The organism is Flavobacterium sp. HSC-32F16, from assembly GCF_024171645.1.
Lineage (GTDB): Bacteria > Bacteroidota > Bacteroidia > Flavobacteriales > Flavobacteriaceae > Flavobacterium.
In genome coordinates this window covers 299,960-323,908 of sequence record NZ_JALKAC010000001.1, presented here as the reverse complement: position 1 = coordinate 323,908, position 23,949 = coordinate 299,960, and the positions used below count along the sequence as shown (strand labels likewise).

Genomic DNA, 23,949 nt, shown 5'->3' with positions numbered 1-23,949 from the left:
GCCAGTTTGTCTTTGCTTTATTAAGAATTTTGGTTTGGATGTCCAGTTGGAGATTGATATCTTTTTTCTGAGGGGTTAACTTATTTAATTGTTGCCTAATATTTTAAACATCAAATTTTTTTGGACTAAAAGAGTAAAATATTTGGACTAAAAAGAAAAGTATGTTTTTCTTAATACTTTTATCTTTGTAGCTGAATTTTGTAATATTTCAGGATCAATTTCAAAAGAATTTCCAAAACAAATTTATAACTGCTTTATAACTTTAATAGTTGTAGTATGAAGAAAATGATTAAAGTTCCAACTTCTTTGATTGGCGGAGATGCTCCCCAAAACTCCCTCATCTTAGATGGTTGTTCTTTAATTGAGCAGTGTATACACAGTACTGAAGTTAAAGGAATCATGTACTTGGAACAGCATTTACTCTTAATTGTATTAGAAGGATCTGTTGATCTGACTTATGGAAAACAGGAATATAAGCTTGGCAAGAATGACATGATTTTACTAAAAAAAGCAACTGCTGTAAAATATCATAAATTCGGAAATTCCGAAAATGATAATATCTATGATAGTTTAATGTTTAGTATCAAAGATGATCTTCTGAAGTCGTTTTTATCAACCTCAGAAATTAAGGTGTCAAAACCTGAGGGAGAAATTAAAACAGGAGTTTACCCAATGAATGAATGTTTAGTTGCATTTGCCCATTCCATGAAGCCTTACTTTTTTGATCATTCTGTGGTTCATCCCGGACAGCTTCGCCTGAAAATCATGGAACTGCTTTATGATGTTGCAGAATGTAACCGAAATATGTTTTTACAAATCCTCCAGCTGCACGAGCCTGTAAAAACGGATATCCGTAATGTGGTAGAACAGCATTATGCTTCACCAGTTTCTGTTTCCGAGCTGGCCTATCTTTCCGGCAGAAGTTTGTCAAGTTTTAAGAGAGATTTTCAAAATATATACAATGCTGCACCTGCAACCTGGATTAGAGAAAAGAGATTAGAAAAAGCAAAAGATATGCTGGAAACTACAGCTTTGTCGGTTTCAGATATATGTTATTCTTTAGGGTTCGAAAATGTTTCTCACTTTTCAAGAATATATAAAGAATTTCACGGACAGGCACCGAGTACCTCTCGATAGTAAATAATTTTAAAATTAAGCTTATAAAAGTATTCGTTATTGGAGGAAATGGAAGGGCTTGATCTCTTTTAGTTACTAAATTAGCTTCTTAACATCAGGTTTTATCAGGTTCAAGAAATCCAAAGCCAGAAAATAATCTGGATAATGTTGAGCAAGTTTATATTGATCTGATAAGCGATGTTGATACGATTACCGAAAGTATGACTGGTGTAGACGTCGTTTATTTTGTCTTAGGTTCATGAGGTAAAAATCTTTTACAGATGATCTAATTCTATTGCTAATGTTGTAGATACTCTTGTATCAATATTAGAAAATAATTCTACTATAAGTAAAGTCATTTTAATGCACGATGGCAATACTCCAATTGTTGAAGCTTTACATCAAATCAAATAAAAATTTAGGCATTCAATTATTTGAATATCAGTCTTTGTGTATATTCTCGATTTTCATTGAAAAAGTTTTGATAACAAATTTTATTAATAGAGTAACTTCCACAATGTATAATTTTCAATCCTTAAAAAAGGACTAATTAGATAAAATCTTTGAGCTGATTAGAAAAAACGTCACGCTTAAGTCCTTGTACTTTTGTTTTAGAAATAGAGCTTAACTATTCTGTCAAATAACACAGAAAATTAAGCTCAAAAATTAGCATTTTCAACTAAAACAAACGATTTATGAAAAACATTTCCGAAAGAAAAACCGCAGTTCGAAATTACGCAGGTTTTAGGCAGGGTATTAGAAAAATTTCTAAAAAGATCTTTTTCTCAGTCCCAACTTTAGCTATTATCTCAGCCTTAACCGTTGGCGGATTATTAGTTTCCTGCCACGATAAAAACAATCAAAACAATAAAACAGAAGTTATGCAAAACAATCAAGAACAAAAAGAAGGTATCCTGAAAGCAATAGATTTATATGTAGAAGCAGGAAGAAAAGGCGATGGCAGTATTGCAAAACCAGCATTTGCAACAACCGCAACAATGTCATGGTCTGAAAACGGAGCATTAAAAAGTGTTCCGATTCAAGTGTTATTTGATGGATTTTCTGCCGCTGAGCCAACAGAAGCGAATTACACATTGACTACTCTGGATGTAGAAGGTAATGTTGCAATAGTGAGAATCGAATCACAATTTGGACCAAACAAATATGCCGATATGTTTACCCTTGTAAAAGACGGAAACGATTGGAAAATCATCAGTAAAATTTATCAAATTATAAAATAAGAATTATGTCAGTAAATCAAAATATCAATACCGTTCAGGATTATGAAGATGTCCTGACGGCAATGGAAGGTTATGTAAACGGATTAAAAACAGGAAACGTTGCAGCATTAAAAAAGACTTTTCATAACGATGCGATAATGTACGGTCATTTAGGCGATGACCTTTCAGAAGGAAGTATAGATAATCTGTACACCTATGTAGAGAAATTTGGTGCAGCACCCAACATCAAAACCAATCTTACGGTTTTACACAAAACACCTACCACAGCAATTGTTCGTATTGAAATGGAACACGATGCAGCAGATGAAGATTTCACAGATTACCATTCGTTAATCAAAATTAATGGTGAATGGAAAGTAGTGGCAAAGCTTTTTCATCTGTACACTAAATAATCAAAAATCATTTCGTAAAGTTTTTACTGGGAGCAAAATACTGCTTCCGGTGGAGCTTTGCGTTTAAAAAAAAATAAAAATGTCAAAATTATTCAGTCCATTGACTGTTAAATCAGTTACGTTTAGAAATAGAATTATCACTTCGCCAATGTGTATGTATATGGCTCAGGATGGATTTGCAAGCGATTGGCACCTGGTTCATTATGGTTCAAGAGCGATGGGAGGTGCAGGTGCAGTAATGCTGGAGGCAACAGCGGTACGAGCTGACGGACGTATTGGCGTAGGAGATTTGGGAATCTGGAAAAACGAGCATATCGAAATGCTTACTAAGATTACATCCTTTATAAAAAGTGCCGGAAGTGTCCCTGCTATTCAATTGGCTCATGCCGGAAGAAAAGGAAGTACTTGGGCTTCAGGACGCGAGAGTCGCCCATTGATGCCAGATGAAGATGATGGCTGGCAAGTTATTGCGCCTTCTGCCGTACCATTTTCATCAGAAATGCAAATGCCCCGCGAGATGACCTTACAAGATATCGAAGAACTTCAACAAGCTTTTTCTGATGCTGCAGTGAGGGCTTTAAAGGCAGGTTTTGAAATGATTGAAATTCACAGTGCCCACGGTTATCTTATTAATGAATTTTTATCACCTATTCCAAACAAAAGAACAGATCATTATGGCGGCAGTATAAAAAACAGAGCAAGATTTCTATTCGAAATTATCGACAAAGTAAAACAGGTATGGCCTTCAGAGCTTCCAATTGCCGTGCGTATTTCGGCTGCAGACTGGATGGAAGAAGGGTGGAACATTGAAGATTCAGTTTGGTTAAGCAAAAAATTGTCTGAAAAAGGAATTGATATTGTTGATGTTTCTTCAGGCGGTACAGTTCCAAATGCTAAAATTAAAGTAGGTTCCGGTTATCAATTGCCATTTGCAAGTACCATTAAACGGGAGTTGAAAGATCAATTATTGGTGGGAACAGTAGGCATGATTACTAATGCACATCAGGCAGAAACGATCCTGACGAATGATGATGCCGATCTTATTTTTATAGGTCGTGAGCTTTTGCGAAACCCTTATTTTTCTTTAGAAGCGGCAAAAGAGCTTCGTTCAGAAATTCCTGTTCCAAAACCTTATGAACTTGCATTTTAATACTACAAAAAAACATGAGTATTTATTTAACTGTTGTTGTAAAGGCAAAGCCTGAGCATCAGCAAGAAATCAAAACCCTTTTATACAGTCTCCCTGAATTATCTATAAAAGAAGAGACCTGCATCGAATATAATGTTCACCAAAGTATTGATGATGAAAATATTTTTATTCTAAATGAAAAATGGGAAAGCCTGGACGGATTAAGTCTTCATAATCAACAACCGTATTCAAAGGCGTTTTTCGCATCATTTGACAAATTGCAGGAACAACCGATTATTTATCGATCCAATTAATTAGTAACATTTATAGTTGTTTAAAAATTTAGGAATATGAAAAAATTAAACGAGTCTGTAACCATTATTACCGGAGCATCTTCTGGAATTGGTGCAGCAACAGCATTAAAATTAGCTAAAGCAGGATCCAACATTATTTTAGTATCCAGAGCTGATGATAAAATAGAAAAAGTAAAAAAACAGATTGAAGCTGAAGGTGGTAAAGCCGAAATATTTGTTGCAGACGTAACAGACATCGACCAAATGAAAGCTATGGCAGATTTTGCAATTGAGAAGTTCGGGAGAATAGATAATTTGGTTAATAACGCCGGACTAATGCTGTTTTCTCAATGGAAAGACGTTGCTATTGAGGAATGGAATGCGATGATTGATACCAATATCAAAGGTTATTTGAATGCTATTGCGACGGTTCTTCCTAAATTATTAGAGCAAAAATCCGGTCATATTCTCAATATGGGATCTGTGGCAGGAATCAACATTGGTGTAGGAGCAGGCATCTATCACGGAACCAAATTTTTCGTTCGGGCGATTACCGAAAGTTTAAGAAAAGAAGTATCTGTGCATAAAGGAATTAAAATAAGCCTGATAAGTCCGGGAGTAATCAATACAGGATGGGCAGACAAAGTGACCAACAAAGAAGGTGCAGCAATTGCAGCCGAGTTGAATAAGCAAGCGATTAAACCTGAAGATGTTGCAAACGCAGTATTGTTTGCTTTTGACCAGCCGGATAATGTTAATGTAAACGATATCGTGATCAGTCCAACTTCACAAGATTGGTAATATTTAATAAAAAAATAAGTAATGAATAAATATAAAAAGCTGTTTGCACCCTTATTATTTGCGAACGGAATTAGTTTGAAAAATAGAATTGTGATGTCGCCTATGACTACTTGGTCCTCTAATGAAGACTTCACGATATCTGATGAAGAAGTTGAATATTACAAGAAAAGAGTAAACGGTGTTGGTTTAGTGATTACAGGCTGTACCCACGTTACGGCAAATGGCATTGGCTTTACCCATGAATTTGCAGGATATGATGATACCTTTCTTCCAAGTCTGAAAAAGTTGGCAAATGCTGCAAAAAGTGGTGGAGCACCAGCAATTCTACAAATGTTTCATGCAGGCAATAAAGCAATTCCCGGACTTATTCCAGATGGTGAAGTGGTAAGTGCAAGCGCAGTTTCAAGTGGACCAATAGTGCTTTTTGAAAAAGAAAATCTTCCAAAAGAATTAAGGGAAAATGAAATTCTGGAAATCATCAAAGCATTTGGTGAAACCACCAGAAGAGCAATTGAAGCCGGTTTTGATGGCGTAGAGATTCATGGCGCACATGGTTTTTTGCTTCAAAATTTTAGATCACCTTTTTTTAATAATAGAAAGGATCAATGGGGAGGTTCTCTGGAAAATCGTTTGCGGCTTAGTCTGGAAATTTTAAGAGAAGTAAAAAATATAGTTTCAAAATATGCTGATCGTCCTTTTTTGATAGGGTACAGAATTTCACCTGAAGAATTTCCACAACAAACTTATGGACTTCCAGATACGTTCAATCTAATTGATAAGCTCATTGAAGAAAATATTGATTATTTACATTTCTCTTTGTTTGATGCTGTAGATCAAAAACCAATTGATTCAGAATTTTCTAAAGAACCTATATCAGTTGCACTAAACAACTATGTGAACAGCAGAGTTCCTGTTTTAGTTGCCGGAGGTATTACAACACCTGCAATGGCTAATCAAGTTGTAGAGTATGGTATTCCCATGGTGGCAATTGGTAGAACTTTGATTGTTAATCCTGATTGGGTAGAATTAACTCAAAATGGAGAAGAGGATAAAATCACTTCTATTCTTAAACTTACAGCAATAAAAGAGAAAAAAATTCCATCAAAATTAATGACAATTTTCGAAAAAATAGAAGGTTGGGTGCAAGTAGAAGCTTAATGTAATCAATAGCAAAATAAAGATTTATAAAATAAAAATCAGTTGGCTGCTAGTTTTGGGAATTACTCCTGTTGCTTAAATTATTATTTAATGATATAAAAAATGGAGCCAATTGTCTTCAATTGGCTCCATTTGGCTGTACTGACAGGAACAGTATTTTTTATGGATAATTTGAAGATATTGGCTTACTATATGTAGTTTCTGTCTTTCATTGGTATTATGATTTTAGCTTAGATGCCTGTTGGGGTTAGATGTAAACCCATAATAATTAACATATCTAATATTATTAATAAACTTTAGTTATCATTTCATCTATAGGCAAACGAACTTTTTTCGTAGCTGCCATATAGTCTTTTTCCGAATCACGATATCCTAAAGCAAGGATAACTGCGGAATGCAGCCCTTTTTCTTTCAAACCCAAAACGGCATCGATAGTGGCGGCATTAAATCCTTCAATAGGAGTGGCGTCCACTTTCAATTCTGCCGCAGCAATAAGTGCCGTTCCTAGTGCAATATAAGCCTGTTTGGCCGCCCATAGGGCTTTTTGATCTGCGTTAATAGCGCTGAAATAGGAGTGCAGTCCATTTCTAAATCCTGATAAGGCACCAGCATCAAGACCTCTTTGCTTTTCTGTCATTGCCATATAATCGTCAATGTAAGTCGAAGACATATCATTGAATGCGGCAAAAACCAACAAATGAGAGCAAGAGCTAATCTGTCCATTATACGAATCAGCACCTAATTTTTTTTGGATTTCCGGGTTGCTTACAACAAAAACACGGTAAGATTGAAGACCACAAGAAGATGCTGAAAGATTTATAGCCTCTAAGATCTGATCGATCTTCTCTTCTGTTACTTTAATGTTATTGTAAGCTTTTGTGGCGTAGCGCCATTTCAAATTTTCTATCAAATTCATTGCTATGTCTGTCTTAATTTTTGACAAATATAAATGATATTGTTTTCTTTTTCGAGTTTTGGAAGCGCTCTGGGAAACTCCAAGTCAATCCTCTTAGGTCACTAAAGAATATTTATCTGTTTTCCTTCATTATTATATTTGTTTAAAGATTAATAATCTTTAAAAATATGCATAAAAAGAATAATTGTCTGATTTTAAGTATAAATAAAAATATTAAATCTTTTATTTTCAAATTTGCAGGGTAAAAAAACTAAATAGTATCATCAGATGAAAGCGAACATACAGCAAGATAGGGGAATAAACGAAAAGCAGGATATTGAAAACACCCAGAATGCAATCCAAAATGATTTTGCATTTACACTAAAGAGCACTTGTTTAGATGAAAACTATCATCCCTCAAGTAAAACGCGTTTGACAACCAATTTTGCAAACCTGGCTAGAGGAGGTAATCGCCAGCAAAACTTGCGTAATGCCTTAAATATGATTAATAATCGATTCAATACATTGGCTTATGTAGATAATCCAAAAGGGGATCGTTACCATGTGGAACTTGAAATCCTCACAGTAACAATGAGTATTGATGATAAAAATGGTAGTAACGATCTACCGATGATTGAAGTTTTAAAAACAAATATTATTGATCGTAAGACTGGCCAGCAAATCGAAGGAGTTGCCGGAAATAATTATTCATCTTATGTGCGTGATTATGATTTCAGCATTTTATTGATCGATCACAATAAAAATAAACCTAATTTCTCTATTCCTGAAAATTTTGGTGATTTGCACGGAAAACTTTATAAATGCTTTGTGAATTCAGCCACTTATAAAGAGCACTTTAAAATGTCACCGATCATTTGTCTAAGTGTATCGAGCAACAAAACATATACTCGCACTGAGTATCAGCATCCGGTTCTGGGTTTTGAGTATCTGCAGGATCAGTATTCTATCACTGATGAATATTTCTCTAAAATGGGTTTAAAAGTTCGTTTTTTCATGCCTGCGAATAGTGTGGCACCGATGGCTTTTTATCATTCCGGAGATCTGCTTGCTGATTATACTGATCTTGGACTAATCAGCTCAATCAGCACGATGGAGACTTTCCAGAAGATTTATCGCCCTGAAATTTACAATGCAAATTCAGTGGCTGGGAAAATCTATCAACCTAGTCTTAAACACGAAGATTATTCACTGACTCGTGTGGATTATGATCGCGAAGAGCGCAGCCGACTGGCTGTTGAACAGGGTAAATATGCAGAAGAGCATTTCATTAAGCCTTACAAAAGTCTCCTGGAAGAATGGTCTGCTAATTTTACTCTTTAATTGATTACAACGTCTTAAAATTATACTATTATGAAGAAATTATTATTACCTACCTCAATTGTTGGAAGTTTACCCAAACCTGCCTGGCTTGCACCACCCGAAAAACTTTGGTCACCATGGAAATTAGAAGGCGATCAGCTGCTTGAAGGGAAACAAGATGCTTTACGCATTTCTCTGCAGGAACAACAATTGGCAGATCTAGATATCATTTGTGACGGTGAGCAGACACGCCAGCATTTTGTAACGACTTTTATCGAGCATTTAAGCGGTGTAGATTTTGAAAATCGTAAAACAGTAAAAATCCGTAACCGTTATGACGCGAGTGTTCCAGTGGTTGTAGGTGAGGTTGCACGTCAAAAAGCAGTTTTTGTTGAAGATGCTAAATTTTTACGTAAACAGACTAATAAACCTATAAAATGGGCATTGCCAGGTCCGCTGACAATGGTAGATACTTTGTACGACGACCATTATAAAAGCCGTGAAAAATTGGCTTGGGAATTTGCGAAAGCACTCAATGAAGAAGCAAGAGAACTTCAAGACGCAGGGGTAGATATTATTCAGTTTGATGAACCTGCATTTAATGTGTTCTTTGATGAAGTAAACGATTGGGGAATGGCAGCATTAGAAAGAGCCATTGAAGGTTTACACTGCCAGACTGCGGTTCATATTTGTTATGGTTATGGAATACAGGCAAATACTGATTGGAAAAAGACATTAGGTTCTGAGTGGAGACAATACGAAGAAATTTTTCCGAAAATTCAAAAATCTAAAATTGATATCGTGTCTTTAGAATGTCACAACTCCAATGTGCCTTTAGATTTAATGGAATTGGTTCGCGGTAAAAAAGTAATGGTCGGTGCCATTGATGTGGCAAAAAACACTATCGAAACACCAGAAGAAGTCGCTGCTACACTGCGTAAAGCTCTTGAGTTTGTAGATGCCGAAAATCTTTACCCTTCTACAAACTGCGGTATGGCCCCGCTATCTCGAGACGTAGCCAGAGGTAAGTTAAGTGCTTTAAGCGCAGGAGCAGAAATTATACGCAAAGAACTTGGGATTTAGTCTCAATTGATATTTTTGTAATCTTGCCTCCACGGAGGAATAATATTTAAAACACATTGAAGAAATTATTAGAAGTATTAAAAAAAGCAGGTTTCGATGGTTTCCTGTTAATGATAGCCACCATGATTCTGATGGCTTATTTTTTGCCAAAGCCAGGCATGGTCAAAGAACCTGTTTCGCTGGAGGAGATTGCCAATGCAGGCGTTTCCTTTATTTTCTTGTTTTATGGCATGCGACTGAGTGTTGAGAAACTAAAAACCGGACTTTCCAACTGGAAAATGCACATTATCGTACAGTTGACAACCTTTTTATTTTTTCCGCTCCTTGTTTTGGCATTTCGTCCGTTGTTTGTCAATAACGGCTTCGAGCTGCTTTGGCTGGGTGTATTTTTTCTGGCAGCTTTACCGTCCACAGTTTCCTCTTCGGTGGTCATGGTTTCCATCGCTAAGGGAAACATTCCGGCAGCCATTTTCAATGCGAGTATTTCCAGTTTGATCGGAGTAGTGGTTACGCCTCTATGGGTTGGACTGTTTATAGCTTCTGCAACAGGCGATTTTGATGTTACTCAAATCGTCATAAAGTTGATTCTTCAAGTCTTGCTGCCTGTCATCATTGGCATAAGTCTCAATTCCCGTTTCGGTGCCATTGCCGAAAAATACAAGAAACAGCTCAAATATTTCGATCAGGCAGTTATTCTCACGATTATTTACACGTCGTTTTGCAAGTCATTTTCCGAACATCTTTTTGAAGGCTTCACCGCCCTTGAACTTGTCGGACTCGCTGCAGGGATGATGGCGTTGTTTTTTGCCGTATTCTTTTGTGTCGGACTACTCAGCCGTCTGCTTGGTTTTTCAGATGAAGACCGTATTACTGTCTTATTCTGCGGGTCTAAAAAGTCATTGGTACACGGTACTGTTATGTCAAAAGTACTTTTTCAGCACAGTACCATCACGGGCATCGTATTGCTGCCACTCATGCTTTACCATGCCTTGCAATTGATTGCCGCCAGCATCATTGCTCAGGGGATGGCTCGACGAAAAGAAGTGTAATTTTTTTATGACTTTCCCCTTTATTTATTTTGATAAAGGGCAATAAAATAAAGCTCCTGCTATAAAATAATTCTTTTAGATTTTTATAACTGTGAAGATCAACGTTGCAGTATGTAATGTTTTTAACTTGTATAAAATAAGATTTTTGTATTGTTTTTGGTTATATTTGAAGAATTTTATTCTGTTTTAGAAATAAATTAAACCAAAATATTCTATGGAACAAATAGACGATATTGATCTTCAGTTATTAAATATACTTCATGATAATTCTAAATACACTGTAAAAGAACTTGCTAAGATGGTAAATCTTTCAGCATCGCCAGTTTTTGAGCGGATTAAGAGATTGGAAAACAGCGGTTACATTAAGAAATATATAGCCCTGCTGGATGCAGAAAAATTAAACAGAGGTTTCATCGTTTTCTGTAATATCAAACTTAAACAGCACGATCGTAATATTGGGAATCAGTTTGTTAGTGATATTATGAAAATCGAAGAAGTTGTGGAATGTTACAATATCTCAGGTGACTACGATTTTTTAATGAAAGTTTCTGCCAAAGACATGAAGCATTATCAGGATTTTGTGTTTAATAAATTGGGATCAGTTGAAAGCATAGGCAGTACCCAGAGTACCTTTGTTATGTCGGAGATAAAAAATTTGTATGGATAGTGCCGCGATGGCTTATTTATTTGAAATTCACCTTAGCTTTTGTGGGACTTCGAATCATCGTTCAGCTTCGATTAAATCTTTAATGAAGCCACTTTATATTGTTTATTTTAAACAGTCTAAGGATTTCTTGTAAAAAAAATAGAATCATGAAATGTTAGGTTGTAAAGGTTTGGAAAACCTACAATTTTACCTTAAAAAACAGCGGTCTTTTACAACCGCTATTTTAAAATATTTAGCCTAATTATTTAGGAAGTTTGGAAAGAAATAACAATATGTCAGCTCCAATTTCTTTATAATGAGTTTCAAGGGCAAAATGACCAGTTCTATAAAATTTTACAGAAGCATTTGGGTTATCGCGCTTATAAGCTTCTGCTCCCGCTGGAAGAAAATAAGGATCCTGACTGCCCCAAACAGCTAACATCATAGGTTTTTGATCTCTAAAATAAGCTTGAAATTTAGGATACAGCGCTACATTAGTTCTGTAATCTTTTAATAAATCAAGCTGTATTTCAATATTTCCCGGGCGATCCAGAAAATGCTGATCTAATGTGTATGTTTCAGGTGCAATAAGCGAAGCATCTGAAGCGCCTTCATGATACTGAAACCAAGTAGATTCTTTAGAAACAAAATTCTTTAGTGCATCTCTGTTCACCTGAGAAGCATCTTTCCAGTATTTTTGGATAGGATTCCAGCCTGTACTTAATCCTTCTTCGTAAGCATTTCCGTTTTGTGATATGACTCCAGTAATTTTTTCCGGATTAGCAAGAGCAAGCCTGTACCCGGTTGGTGCGCCATAATCGAATACATAAAGAGCAAAACGTTTTAGTCCGAGTTTATCAATAAATCCCTGCATAGTGTTAGCCAGATTATCAAAAGTATATTCGAACTTAAGATGATCGGGTGCATCTGAAAAACCAAAACCGGGAAGATCTGGAGCTATTACATGATATTTTTTACTCAGAATAGGAATAAGATTTCTAAACATGTGAGACGATGTAGGATAACCATGCAGTAATAATACCGTTGGAGCATCTTTAGCTCCAGCTTCACGATAGAATATATTTAGTCCGTTGATCTTAATCGTGTTGTAGTGGTCGGGATGAATTTCAATGTTTTCTTTTGCAGGTAAAGTATTCTTTACTTGTGCTTTTGCAGTTGTTTGTTGGAGCATAATTACAGCTAGAATTAGAGTTAATGATTTAATTGTGTTTTTCATGTTTTCAATTGTTTAAAACAAAATTACATCCTATATTTGATACCTGAAAACGATTTATAATGATATGATTAATCACTAATTGTGATAATATGAACAGCAATGACCTGAAAATATTTGAAGCGGCAGCAACTCTGGGAAGTTTTACAAAAGCAGCAGAAGCAACCTTTACGGTACAATCTAATGTAACGGCTCGTATAAAAAATCTAGAAGATGAATTTGGAGCTGAACTGTTTAGGAGAGTTTCCAGAAAAGTAGTTCTTACTGAGGCAGGCGAAACGCTTTTGCAATATGCTAAAAAAATAGGACGTTTATTAGATGATGCAAAAAGTGATATACAGAGTGCAGAAAAAATAGGAGGGACCATACGCATAGGATGTATAGAAACTACAATGGCACTTAAGGTACCTGAAATCATCAAAGGTTTTGCTGAACTTTACCCCAACGTAGAACTTGAATTCCAATCTTCTATGTTATCAGTACTAATACAAGATGTACTTAGTTATAAACTGGATGCTGCTTTTGTTGCTGCACCTATAAATATTCCGGGATTGCAGCAGCTTGTTGTTCGCGATGAGCAGCTAGTAATAATTGCAGGAGGCGATGTCGGGAAGCTTTCGGAATTGTTAAAAGAAGAGCCTTTGAAAATTGTGGTTTTCGGTCAGGGCTGTTTTTTCAGGGCGAGACTTGAAACATGGCTTGGTTCAAAAGGAGTACTGCGCTATAAAAGTACAGTACTTAATTCAATAGAAGGTATTATTAATTTTGTCGAGGCAGGCCTGGGTATTAGTATACTTCCTTCTGAAGTCATAAATCAGTACTATGGCAATAGAAATATAAAAACATTTCCTGTAACCAAAGAACTCGCTACAATGACTACACTTTTAGTTTATAGAAATGATGAACTACCTTCTAAGGCTTTAAAAGCATTTTTAGATCAGTATAGATGATTTATTTTGATAAAATTATAGTTTCTCTAATTTTTCAGTTTTTTGAATTAATACAAAACCTATAGATAAAAAAATGGCGTCAATTGTCTTCAATTGGCGCCATTTGGTTCCGCTCTCCGAAGAGTTCTTATGAAAAAGATATGAAAATGTCTCCTGATTTTGCACAAGTAAAATAATGATCTAAAATAAAAAAAGAGACTCGAAAGTCTCTTTGGGAAATTATATATCTTCTATAAATAAATTATTTATTAATCAATTTTTCAAGCCTCAACATCATTTCATCTTTCTCTTTCAGCATACGCTCGTACAACGCAATTTTTTCATCATACAATTGAACAATTTTATCAATTGGATTAAATGTACAGTTTGGATTAACTGCATTTAATGTTGATGTATCATTACTTGTAAAAGTATTTGAAATAACATTTATCGCTTGCTCTTCATCAAAATTCTGAAAAGCTTCAACAGGAATTTTTAATATTGCAGAGATTTGTTTCAGAAGGCTTTCTTCAATTACATCTTTCTGCTCCAGCATAGAAATTTTCTTTTGATTCCAGTCTTCTCCCAGATCATAAGCTAATGATTCCTGCTTTATACTTAGCATTTCTCTAAAACGTTTTACGTTTCTTCCCTGATGTATTTTCTGTTCCATAACGAATATCAATTTTCTAAAGGCTTAAAGATAAAGCCATTTTTTGAATTAAAACCTGTGTTTTAAAATAAAAAAAAATCGCATTTCGTTAGAAATGGGATTTTAATTTTGTTACCCCGACGGGACAAATTTCAACATTTTTTTTGGATGATTTGAAGAAATTGGCTTATTATATGTAGTTGTTTGTCTTCCAGTGGCTTTTACAATTTGGTTTAGATGTCCTGTTGGGGATTGATGGAAAATTATTAGATTTTACTAATGATTTCAAGAAAACGTTATTGAGTAAATTATTTAGGTAAAAAACAGAGTATTAATTTTTTGTAGCAAAAAAGCAGCAGATCTATGGTAATAAATCATTTTTTTTGCCTCACTCGAGAAATAATTAATAATCGAATACATGAGAGCGGAAAAAGCAAGAAATGATAAGACGTTTTAAAATAAAATTTAATTTAGTCATTGAACATTGATTAACAATCAGTTTAGGTTATTAGAGAGTCATAATGGGGTTTAGTGTTAATTATTCTAATTTTTCTTCAAAAACTCATTTAATCCAATAGCGTCTCTTCTAATCTCAGATTGCCAAGTTTTTTTATATTTCTTTTTTAAATACTTAAAAGTAAGTTTATTGTAGGTTGTGGCATATTCAATATTACGATCCTGAATTGGAGAATAGATTATTTTGTATTTTATTTGAAATTCATAATCTGCTTTTTTCAAAGTGTAGTCTGAAACAAAAATCGATGGATTGCTGTTATAATAGTTCTTAAAATTGTATTTGGGATTGTTGGCATTTTTTAAATCCTTAGCAGATATAGTTGTAATAGCAAAGCGAGGTTTTACTTTTTTTATAGGTAAAGGAGGAATTATACAGTCGTAATCATGTGAATGATCTATTTGAAGGATCACCTTGATATCATTTTTGGAGGCAATAATCTTTTGGAAAAAAAATCCTAGATTAGTAAAAACTAAGAATTGATCTGAATCTGCTTTAATGGAAAAACAACCATCCCAATCGGTTTGTGCATTTGTTTTTGTTCCTTCAACTAAGATGTTTGCTCCCGGAATAGGAAGTCCGGTACTATCACTAACTACTCCGTAAACTACTCTGTTTTGTGCGAAGGATAATTGCGAAAGTAGAATTAGGATAAAAAATAGTTTCAAGTTTTTCATATTTGGGTTTTTAGTAAATAGCCATTTTAGGAAAGTCTTTTAGCTTTAGTGAATTTCATCTACTGTCCAATGAAAAAGAGGTTGTAATAATGGCATTTGTTTCCACGGAAGTGATTTAGTATAAAAAGTAATGCCTAATTCTGGAGATGAAATGGTTAATGTTTTTGAATGGTCTGCAAATTTGTAATGCAATCTTATTTTTTGACTGTTGTAATTAGTGAGTGTGAATTGATTTTTAGCTTCATTAATTTCTAGATAAAAATCTTGCATACTATCATCTTCATACTGAAAAATAAAATAACTGTCTCGATGTATGAAAATGCGTTTTATTTTCAGATTTACAGAATTTTTCTTCGTTTCATTCTTTTCTATTTTGACAACTTCATATGCACCGTGAAGTGGATTTTGAATGGCATTGTCGTTGTTGAAATTTTGGTTTTGAATGTATGGAAAAAGAGATTCCATAAAAATAAAAATGATAATTAATGTTTTTATACTGATTCTTGTTGATTTTGAGCTGATTATGTCCGATCCTTTAAAGTGTGACAATACGATTGGTTGGTTGGATATAAAAAAAAGAATTATTTTTTTTAAATTCGGAACAAGCAATAAAAAACAAATCAGAAGTAAGAACAAGGAGTATAACTTCACTGAAAGGTCAAAGCTAAAATTGATAAACCCGACATTCATTAAAACTCCCGAAAGAATTAAAAGACCAAGAATTCTGGTTTTGTTAAAAAATAACATCAAGGCAGGAACAACTTCCATCAAACCCATGAAGATATTGTAACTGTAAGAAGTTCCCATAGTGCTCCAAAACAAAATGTCTTTATCAAGCATTCCTAATGGCGTATATAAAATATTAGGCTCTGGAAGGTAAAATTGTACTTTAAAGATTTTATCCAAACCATATTTAAGCATAATACAGGCAAGATAATAGGTTAAAACAATTTGAAATGCCTTAATAATTGGGGTTTTATGATTTTTCCAAAATTCAAAAAAGGAGAAAGCTACTGTAAAGATTAAACACAGAATGAATAAAATAAAAAACAGATAATAAAGCATTGTGGAATCTGACGTAATTTCAGGATTTGAAATAGCAGTACTTTTGAAATAAGAGGAAATTAAAAGAATCAAATCTTCAAATATAAACTTCGTTATTTTGGACTGAAAATCAAAATAGCGAAAAGAAAAAGGCACAAACAATACTCCCAATAAGCCAAATGATAGGAATGCCTGATACCAAAAGAGATTTGATTTTTTCATTATGAAATAGTTTATTCCTTTTTAAAGCCAATGAATACTACCTCATCAATAGGAGTGTTATAAAATATTGAAGCATGTGATTTTATATATTTTATAGTGTTTTTTTTATTTATTAAACGATCATTTTTTAGTGTTTGAGTTTTTTTAATAATATCAGACTCGTCTATATTTTCAAATTTCGTTCCAATATGATATTTAGTTTTAGATACTCTATATCTAAGTACAGTAGTAGAATCGTTTATGGCAATAATAGTATCTAATCTTTGGATTTTATGCTCAGGTAACCCAAAATTAGAGTCTCTAATATCAAAGAGATTATTTTGATATGCCTTTGCAAATGAGTTTTTAGAGCCGCTATGACTTTTGTGTGCAATTACCTTTGTTTGTGCGAAAGATATCATAGTAATAAAATATAAGATGATCAAGATTGTTTTTCTCATGATATAATTTTGGTTTTATAGTTTTGAATTAATTATTTGTAAAAACGATAGTTAAAAGTATAAAAATAAAAATGACTTTTTAAAATGTCATATCTCAGAGAATTAAATATCCGTCTTTTGATTATAGATGTCGATTTTGTTTGAAAGGTTGGAAAGAAACTAGATTTTCAATAATTTAAATTTGGCTATTTTTTTTTATTTAAAGGATAATTGTGAAAATAGAATTAGGATAATTTATATCCTTAGCAGGACTTTGAACCATCATTTTGAATTTTAATTCTATAGCGGTTTGTATGTACAGTAAGGGTTAAAAGTTAAAAATGGTTAAACATCAATATCTTTTTTGAAATTATTTTTCATTCTATCCCAACCCTTTTACCTTTTAGGTTATCTATGTTATTATGAAGGAGATTTACTTAGAAGATTTTTACTTTATTTTTACTGTAATGAAATAAATTTTGTTTTTTTACTTCTAAAAGCAGATGAAATAGTGATGTCCCATTCATTAAGCCAAGATCTATGATAAGAATATTTTTACCCATTAGTTTTCTATTGTTTTTTAGCTGTCAAAATACTAGTATAGCAGCATTGGAAGATCCTGCTCTAAAAATAGAATATGGATCGGGAGAATGCAATTTTGTTGAAAATCCTACTTACATCGTAAACAAAGATTATGTTGTATATCAGGATGTTTGTACACATATTGTTTTTTATCCGGATATTGTTTCTTTTAAACCCGGGAAAAATAATGAACCGGGGTTTGCATTTGATAAAAACGGGATGTACGTTAAAGGTGAATTTTTAAAAATAGATACCACCGGTTTTGTTGCTTTAGGAATAAATAAAGAAAATGATCTTCTATGGAAAACAAAATATAAAGTATTTAAAAACACTACAGAATTAAAGAATATTGATGTGGCAACTTTTCAGCCTAATCCTTGCAAGAGTTACAATGGAGAGGTTAAAGATCAATATTATAAAGACAAGAATTTCATTTATTACTTCGACAAAAAAATACAAGGGTCAGATGGAGCTACGGCAAATACCAATCCGTATGATTTTTGTCACGATAAAAATCACATTTATTTCAAAGGTGAAGTTGCTTCTTTTGGTGGAGAACCATATCAATATGTTAACTGTGATTTTTTTAAAACAAAAAAATACGTCTTTCGCAATGGAGAATTAGTTGATGATATGCATCCAGACAATTTAAAAGCACTGTCGGCACATTATACCAGATATAACAATGATGTATATTTTAGAGGTAATAAAACTCCAATGAAACTTAAAAATTCTAGTATAGTTAAAGTTTGGACTGCTGACAACTATGATTTTTACATTACTGATGGTAAAAGCATTTTTAAAGATGGTAAAGAGATTGACAAGAAAGTAGATCTTCCTTCTTTCGGTTTTCTTAGTGGTGCCTATTGTTTTTATGATAAAAATGGAATTTATGAAAGAGGATATAATCAAGAATTGAAAAAAGAGATTATAGAAAAATTACCTTTTCAATATGAAGGAAAGTTTAACAGCAAATATATATCATATAATAAGTATAGCGGGATTATCTTTTATAAAAATCAGGCTTATGCAACTCGAACAAAATCTTTTTATGAAGATTTAAGTCCAAAACAAATTGCGGCAGCAAAAGCACAAAAAAATGATATTGACGATTTTGATGGTTCCAATAAGGTTTTCATCGATTATAATTTTTGCAAAATGTATAATCGTATTTATTTTAGGGGTAAGCGAACTTCATTTGATGCTGAAACATTTATACCAATGGATAATAGTAATCAATATTATGAAGATAAATATTATAAAGATAAGAATGTGGTTTCTTATTGTAATGAAAGAATTCGTGACATAAAAAAAATGAGTGATATCGATGTGAATTCTGCACGCACTTTCGATATTTTCCTGATTGATAAAAACTTATTATACTGCAAAAATGTAAAAATTATTAAAAGTACAGGAATAGAATTATTGGCTTCGTTTTCCGGATATAGAGGTGGTTTCTGTGGTAATGATCCAACGCCTCTTTCAAATTTTTATTTGTTTAAAAATTCGGAAGGTTTTTGGCTTGTCAAAATTTCAGATAAAATATCGTATCGCTTTTTAGGTAAAGTATTTGACCGTAAATGGGAATTCTCTTTTGAAGCAATTGATCTTGCCAAAAAATATGGAAACAATAGAACAATTGGACCTCAAAAAATAGTAAAACAAGAAAAGAACGAGAATAAAAGTAAAACAATAGATAATGAAGTTTATAATGCTGTAGCTGTCCAAATTAGGCCAGATTATCCAGGCGGGATTCAAAAGTTTTATGCTTTTATAAAGAAGAATTATGTTATTCCGAAAGAAATACTTGATGATGAATCTTCTAGAGGCGGAGTTTTTGCAAAATTTATAATTGAAAAGGATGGAAGCTTGTCTGAGATAGAAGTGATTCGAGATATTGGCTATGGATCGGGAAGAGAATTAGAAAGAGTCTTAAAATTATCTCCTAATTGGATTCCGGCAATTAAAGATGGAAACCCAGTAAGATGTTTGTACAGTATTCCATACTATGTTCAGTAGTTAAAGTTTTTAGGAAATATAATTTTATTCATGATTCAAAAAGTATTTATTGCAATTACGATATTGTGTATTTTATCCTGTAGTGATAAAAAAACAATCTTGCCTGAAAATATTGATAGTGCCACTTCTGAAAAATTCGATTTGAAAAAATTCAATGAGAATAAACTTGACAGTATTTATGAATATACTTTGCAGGATACAATTGTCAAGTTGTATGAGAGTAAAGATCAATATAAAAAAGAACTAGTTTGGGATAATCATAGTTTCAAGCAAACTTCTCTTTACGATAAAACGACAAATTTATTGGTAAATCAATTTTGTCATTTTTACGCAATGCCAGTTGGTATCTGGAAAAGTTATGACGAAAAAGGAGTTTTGATAAGCTGGAAAAATTATGATGAAAACTTTGATTTTACAGTAAAAGAATTGATAGCAATGCTGAAAAAAGATTTGCAGATTGACTTGATTAACGACACTAATTACAAGTCATTATTAATAGATAGATTTTCATATAAACGTCTTTTTTTGTTTACCAGTTATTGTTACGTACTACAGCTAAATTTAATGGAAGGGACCAGAACAATAAAAATTGATGGTAAAACAGGAGAAATTTTAAGTGATGTAAAAGACTTTATGTTAGAATAGAAAAACAAAAATAGACAGCATTATAGCTGAAATTGAACAGCAAAAACTAAAAAAGGATTTCAAAAAATGTTACTAATTTATTATAACTGCATGAAAAAAATAGTACTAATATTATTTGCCTTACTGCCTTTAACTGGTTTCTCCCAAAATAGCGAAGCTTTGAGAAAACAAGCCATGCAGTTTTATAATGAAGGAAAATTTAATGAATCTCTTAAAACATTTGATAAAATAAAAGATAAGGAACTTTTACAAAATACCAATATTGGCGTTTGGAAAGAGCATATTGCTTCGATTCTCAATCATAATTTTTCGGAGAAATATGGAATATCCGATAAAGATACCTTGAACATTAAAGTTAGAGTACAAACTTTAAATATTGTATCTGAAGGTGTTTTTAATAGAAAGACAAATAGTTATGTGATTGCACCTATTTACGATTGGATTTTAACTTTTTGCGATGATAAATCTACTTTTTTTGTGGTCATTAAAAATAATCAGCAAGCACTTCTTGATAAAACTGGAAAAATTGTAATACCATTTAAAAATCAGAAAATTACAACCAGTGAAGATTATTTTACCTATTACAACGGTTTGCATGGGACGCTAGAATATTTTATCGTAACCGATTTGGATAAAAATTCAAAAATTCAGGAAACCATTGGTATTTATGATTTAAACTGTAAACTGATTTTTGAGTGCTCTTCTGCGATACTGTATAGAAATAACCTGCTATTGGCTAAAAAAGATGGAAAATGGAAATTTATCAATCTAAAAAAAAATGAAGTTTTAGTTGATTCTATTGATTCTTATGAAGAAATGTATCCGAATTATGCTGAAGAAAAGGAATCGAAATATTTTATTTTACATATTGGTAATCATCTTTCTATTTACCAGCCCCAAATCAACCTTTTCATCAAGGATATTTTTGATTCTTATGAAAAAGAAAGCCAGGATGATAATATTCTGTCAAAAATTATTAATGACAAAGAAAATTTTAACCAGCCCAACGAAATCCCTTTAAAAGATAAAAACAAATATTTAATAGTAAAAAAAGACAACAAGGCGGGTGTTTATAATTTTAGCAAACTTGAGTATTTCACTGAACCTGTTTATGATTCTATTTCAAATTACGGAAATACACTTTTACAAAGCAAGCATTCGAATCTTTTCTTTACTGAGCCTGTTGTAGAAAGAAAAGAATATTCAAAATACTATATTTTCATTACTAAAAATAAAAATAAGTTTGGCGCCAGACTATTGGATGGAAAAAAGTTATTAAATAATGAATATGATGAAATTAAAAGTTTTAGCAGTAATATCTATTACAAAGATGTGTTATTTTATAGGATAAAAAACAATTGGGGGTTTACTATTTTGAATAACAAAAAAATAGAAAAACCACAGTATGATTTTGTATGTATAGATAATACTAAAGCCCAGGGTTTACTTATAGCAGCTTATCATAACAAAAGAAAGACCCTTTATAAATTAAATGGTGAATTATACCGCGATTCAAAGGACAATAATCCTAAAGAATATGTATCAAGCCAAAATTCGTTTGATGGACTGAATGATACTTACACAGATCGACAATTATTTAAACAAAATAATAAATATGGTATTGAGGATGTTGATGGTAAAGAAATTCTAAAGGCTCAATACTCGTATATAATTCATGCTAATAAAAATATTTTTTTAGCTGGAAATAATATAAAAGATTCTAAATCGCTTGAAGGTTTGTTGGATATTAATGGAAAAGAAGTTGTACCCGTAAAATATGAAAGTATTACTACTTACCCGAATCCAAGCTATAACGAAAAAAGAGAAGAAGCCCTTGTCTTTGAAGTAAAAAATAAAGATAATAATTATGGTCTGTATAATAGCAAAGGACAAAGCATTTACCCTTTTATCATTCAGGATATAATAGAAAGATTGAGTATTCGAAATGATTCCATAAAAACATGCTATTATATTATTTCTGAAAAAGTAAATTATCAAAACATTTCCTATTTTGATAATGGGAGACAAATTTATGATTACAAAATATCCTTGTTGAAAATACAGGGAGACACACTTACCAAAGTATTGGATAATTGCAATAATATCCGAACTGATATCCACAATATTATACTTGGTTATCAGGATAAATTAGGTCGATACGGATTGTATAATCTTCAAAACGGAAAGGATTCGGGAGCAATATTGGCACGATATACTCATTCACAGTATGATCAAAAATTTATTTTAGCAAACACTGCCGATGAAAAACAGGTGTTTTTTGACACGGATTTTAATATGTATCAGGCTCCCTATCCAATAGTTTCGTATAAAAATAAATTTTTTATCTATAATGATAAAGATCTGTACGGAGCAGTTAACGATAAATTAGAAATTGCCAAGTTCAAGTATCCGGTAGTAGATTATTATTATCAAAATGATAAAGAGAGAAGTCAAGTTTCTGAAAATCAAAAGATAATCTTTAGTTTATTTAAGTTTAAGACTGATGCCAAAAGCGATAAATACGGTATAGTCAACTTTGACGGAAAAGTTTTAGTGCCAGCAGACAACAAATATGATGAAATCATTTTTCCATTTGAAAATTATAATAGTGTTTGGTGCAACAAAGCAAAAAGAGATGTTATTTTAGAATATGTCAACAAAATATTCATTTGTAAAACCAAAGACAAAGTAGATATTATAGGCCCAGAAAACAGAAAAATAGTTTCGTTTATAGTGCCTGCCAATTGGAAATTTGATTTTAGTAATATAACCGTCAATCATCATTTAATACTTAGGGACGGTAACACCATTAAACTGCTGAATTTAAAAACGCAAAAAATTGATTTAGAAACTACAGCAGCAAAATTTAGTGACGACATTGACGGAGGTTATTCAGATAGGCAGTATGACGATAAAAATCATAGTGTAAAAATGATTAAATATAGTAAATATGGTCGCTTGATTTTTGAAGATTCAAAAACAATGGAGCATTATGATCGTAATTACGATCCTTTTTTACGCACTACACTTTTTATAGTCAAAAGGAATAATAAATATGGGGTAATTGATGCAAACGAAAGTATATTAATACCCTTTGTAAATGATAGCTTATATACGCCGGACAATACCAATTTCATTGCTAAAAGAGGTACTAAATATGGAGTGCTTACCAATAAAAATCAGATGCTTCATGAATTTGTTTATGATAATATTAAAAATATTGATTTTAATAAAGGGTATGCGAATGAGCAAAAGGTATTGGTAGTTACAAAAAATAAGAAAAAAGGGATTTTAGATTTTCTGAACGGTCGCGTAATAATTCCGATTGAGCAAGATGATTTAAATTTTACAGAAGGAATCCAAGGTCGAAAGAATAAAATACACACAATGTATGGAAGTTATGGAGAAAAACAATTTTCGATTGAATGCGATACATTGTATAGAGAAAAAAATCTTCCTTATTGGTGCTATACCTTTATAAAAGATGGAAAAAAGGGACGAATTGATTATTATGGAAACCTAATTGATAATGACCGTAATCCGTATGAAATTACTCCTGCAAATCAGGAAAATAATAAAACAAAATCGGAAAATAATAAAGACTATGATGATTATAAAATACTTGAAAGGACAAATTTAGCTATCGTTTCCAAAGAACAAAAACAAGGTGTGGTAGATTTATCAAATTTCATAATTATTTCACTTATTTACGATGATATCAGATATATAGAGAAGGGGTATTTTGAATGTAAACAAGGTAAAAAAACAGTATTGGTGACCCCCCAGAATAAAGTGTTTTACGAAATAAAGAATAGCGACATTAATTAAAATTATGACAACAACTGTATTGCCTAGGGAATAAATTAATTTTTTCCTTCAGTCGAGCAAC

Annotated in this window: 21 protein-coding genes; 15 read left to right on the top strand and 6 right to left on the bottom strand. The window is 32.5% G+C overall.

Annotated features, from left to right (window positions below):
* Positions 1–276: 276 nt before the first annotated feature.
* From L1276_RS01515 to L1276_RS01485, 7 genes are all read left to right on the top strand, one after another.
* Positions 277–1,137 carry an AraC family transcriptional regulator gene (locus L1276_RS01515; RefSeq protein ID WP_253784751.1) on the top strand — a complete coding sequence of 287 codons (861 nt, stop codon included), beginning with the start codon at positions 277–279 and terminating at the stop codon, positions 1,135–1,137.
* A gap of 674 nt (positions 1,138–1,811) precedes the next feature.
* On the top strand, positions 1,812–2,357 hold the full coding sequence (locus L1276_RS01510) for a nuclear transport factor 2 family protein (protein WP_253784749.1): 546 nt from the start codon (positions 1,812–1,814) through the stop codon (positions 2,355–2,357).
* A gap of 5 nt (positions 2,358–2,362) precedes the next feature.
* Complete coding sequence (locus L1276_RS01505) at positions 2,363–2,749, top strand: nuclear transport factor 2 family protein (protein WP_253784747.1); 387 nt, start codon at positions 2,363–2,365, stop codon at positions 2,747–2,749.
* Between the two features lie 79 nt (positions 2,750–2,828).
* On the top strand, positions 2,829–3,899 hold the full coding sequence (gene namA, locus L1276_RS01500; protein ID WP_253784745.1) for an NADPH dehydrogenase NamA: 1,071 nt from the start codon (positions 2,829–2,831) through the stop codon (positions 3,897–3,899).
* Between the two features lie 14 nt (positions 3,900–3,913).
* Positions 3,914–4,192: a putative quinol monooxygenase gene (locus tag L1276_RS01495; protein ID WP_253784743.1), complete on the top strand. Its 279-nt coding sequence runs from the start codon at positions 3,914–3,916 to the stop codon at positions 4,190–4,192.
* Positions 4,193–4,228: 36 nt separating this feature from the next.
* Complete coding sequence (locus tag L1276_RS01490; RefSeq protein WP_253784741.1) at positions 4,229–4,972, top strand: SDR family oxidoreductase; 744 nt, start codon at positions 4,229–4,231, stop codon at positions 4,970–4,972.
* Positions 4,973–4,993: 21 nt separating this feature from the next.
* Positions 4,994–6,130 carry an NADH-dependent flavin oxidoreductase gene (locus tag L1276_RS01485; RefSeq protein ID WP_253784739.1) on the top strand — a complete coding sequence of 379 codons (1,137 nt, stop codon included), beginning with the start codon at positions 4,994–4,996 and terminating at the stop codon, positions 6,128–6,130.
* 286 nt (positions 6,131–6,416) lie between these two features.
* On the opposite strand, the gene L1276_RS01480 is transcribed toward L1276_RS01485, so the two are convergent.
* Positions 6,417–7,046, bottom strand: coding sequence for a nitroreductase family protein (locus L1276_RS01480; protein WP_253784737.1), 630 nt, complete (start codon positions 7,044–7,046; stop codon positions 6,417–6,419).
* Between the two features lie 267 nt (positions 7,047–7,313).
* Between L1276_RS01480 and L1276_RS01475 the strand changes: the two genes are divergently transcribed.
* The 4 genes from L1276_RS01475 to L1276_RS01460 all read left to right on the top strand — a co-directional run bounded on the left by L1276_RS01475 (position 7,314) and on the right by L1276_RS01460 (position 11,144).
* Positions 7,314–8,366 (top strand): DUF1852 domain-containing protein, encoded by a 1,053-nt coding sequence (locus L1276_RS01475; RefSeq protein WP_253784735.1) that lies wholly within the window; start codon positions 7,314–7,316, stop codon positions 8,364–8,366.
* Between the two features lie 30 nt (positions 8,367–8,396).
* Positions 8,397–9,428, top strand: coding sequence for a methionine synthase (locus tag L1276_RS01470; RefSeq protein WP_253784733.1), 1,032 nt, complete (start codon positions 8,397–8,399; stop codon positions 9,426–9,428).
* A 56-nt stretch (positions 9,429–9,484) separates the two neighbouring features.
* Positions 9,485–10,477, top strand: a complete 993-nt coding sequence (locus tag L1276_RS01465) for a bile acid:sodium symporter family protein (protein ID WP_253784731.1) — start codon at positions 9,485–9,487, stop codon at positions 10,475–10,477.
* A 214-nt stretch (positions 10,478–10,691) separates the two neighbouring features.
* Entirely contained in the window at positions 10,692–11,144 is a 453-nt protein-coding gene (locus tag L1276_RS01460) for an Lrp/AsnC family transcriptional regulator (RefSeq protein ID WP_095929232.1), read from the top strand.
* 241 nt (positions 11,145–11,385) lie between these two features.
* Here L1276_RS01460 and L1276_RS01455 read toward each other — a convergent pair whose 3' ends face one another.
* Positions 11,386–12,360 carry an alpha/beta fold hydrolase gene (locus tag L1276_RS01455; protein ID WP_253784729.1) on the bottom strand — a complete coding sequence of 325 codons (975 nt, stop codon included), beginning with the start codon at positions 12,358–12,360 and terminating at the stop codon, positions 11,386–11,388.
* An 89-nt stretch (positions 12,361–12,449) separates the two neighbouring features.
* On the opposite strand from L1276_RS01455, the gene L1276_RS01450 reads away from it, so the two are divergent.
* Positions 12,450–13,307 (top strand): LysR family transcriptional regulator, encoded by an 858-nt coding sequence (locus L1276_RS01450; RefSeq protein ID WP_253784728.1) that lies wholly within the window; start codon positions 12,450–12,452, stop codon positions 13,305–13,307.
* A 241-nt stretch (positions 13,308–13,548) separates the two neighbouring features.
* On the opposite strand, the gene L1276_RS01445 is transcribed toward L1276_RS01450, so the two are convergent.
* From L1276_RS01445 to L1276_RS01430, 4 genes are all read right to left on the bottom strand, one after another.
* Positions 13,549–13,959, bottom strand: a complete 411-nt coding sequence (locus L1276_RS01445) for an XRE family transcriptional regulator (RefSeq protein ID WP_253784726.1) — start codon at positions 13,957–13,959, stop codon at positions 13,549–13,551.
* A gap of 522 nt (positions 13,960–14,481) precedes the next feature.
* Positions 14,482–15,129 carry a carboxypeptidase-like regulatory domain-containing protein gene (locus L1276_RS01440; RefSeq protein WP_253784724.1) on the bottom strand — a complete coding sequence of 216 codons (648 nt, stop codon included), beginning with the start codon at positions 15,127–15,129 and terminating at the stop codon, positions 14,482–14,484.
* 45 nt (positions 15,130–15,174) lie between these two features.
* A complete protein-coding gene (locus tag L1276_RS01435) occupies positions 15,175–16,395 on the bottom strand; it encodes a hypothetical protein (protein ID WP_253784722.1) in 1,221 nt (406 codons plus the stop codon).
* Between the two features lie 11 nt (positions 16,396–16,406).
* Positions 16,407–16,835 carry a hypothetical protein gene (locus L1276_RS01430; RefSeq protein ID WP_253784720.1) on the bottom strand — a complete coding sequence of 143 codons (429 nt, stop codon included), beginning with the start codon at positions 16,833–16,835 and terminating at the stop codon, positions 16,407–16,409.
* 519 nt (positions 16,836–17,354) lie between these two features.
* Here L1276_RS01430 and L1276_RS01425 point away from each other — a divergent pair.
* From L1276_RS01425 to L1276_RS01415, 3 genes are all read left to right on the top strand, one after another.
* Positions 17,355–19,415 (top strand): DKNYY domain-containing protein, encoded by a 2,061-nt coding sequence (locus tag L1276_RS01425; RefSeq protein WP_253784718.1) that lies wholly within the window; start codon positions 17,355–17,357, stop codon positions 19,413–19,415.
* A 99-nt stretch (positions 19,416–19,514) separates the two neighbouring features.
* Entirely contained in the window at positions 19,515–20,060 is a 546-nt protein-coding gene (locus L1276_RS01420) for a hypothetical protein (RefSeq protein ID WP_253784716.1), read from the top strand.
* Positions 20,061–20,150: 90 nt separating this feature from the next.
* Positions 20,151–23,888, top strand: coding sequence for a WG repeat-containing protein (locus tag L1276_RS01415; protein ID WP_253784714.1), 3,738 nt, complete (start codon positions 20,151–20,153; stop codon positions 23,886–23,888).
* Positions 23,889–23,949: the final 61 nt, after the last annotated feature.